A 531-nucleotide genomic window follows, 5' to 3' on the forward strand; every position below is an offset into this window, starting at 1 on the left:
ATTGAATATTGTCCTAAATGTGGAAGGAAGCTAGCTAATAAAGAGGAGGCAGAATAATGAGTAAACGTAAATACGTGATTTTGCAACGTCAGGAAACATTTTCCCGTAGAGGAGCTATTTTAGGTCTTACACATTATGGTCTTATCTATGTAACCAGTGATGTATTTTGTACAGATACAGCTGGACACGAAAGAATTAAAAATGAGCTTATATCAACTAAAGAAGAGCTTAAAGACAATCCAATCACGTCTAGATTGATGGATCGCCTAGCAGTGGTTAGCGATGATAGACTGAACGTAACGCTAGTTAGCGATTTGAAGAAACAGAAAAAGCAGATTAAATTGCCTAGAGATATAGCTAAATATATTACTTTTGATAAATTAGATGACCATACCAGCAAAGTAGATTTTTTCACATTGCTACACAGTATAATTACTGCTAGGTATATTGATGATTTCAATAATCCTAAAGGCTGGCTTTCAGAAGTTGATCCAACTGAGCAATTTAAACGTATTAAATTACTTTACAAAG

Annotated in this window: 1 protein-coding gene; it reads left to right on the plus strand. The window is 34.1% G+C overall.

Translation table 11 applies throughout. From position 1 onward, the window contains the following. Positions 1–56 precede the first annotated feature (56 nt). The coding region (locus FC87_RS06680) for a hypothetical protein (protein ID WP_156656553.1) at positions 57–531 on the plus strand (475 nt) is incomplete at its 3' end.

This window comes from Fructilactobacillus florum DSM 22689 = JCM 16035, from assembly GCF_001436645.1.
In the GTDB taxonomy this organism is placed as follows: domain Bacteria; phylum Bacillota; class Bacilli; order Lactobacillales; family Lactobacillaceae; genus Fructilactobacillus; species Fructilactobacillus florum.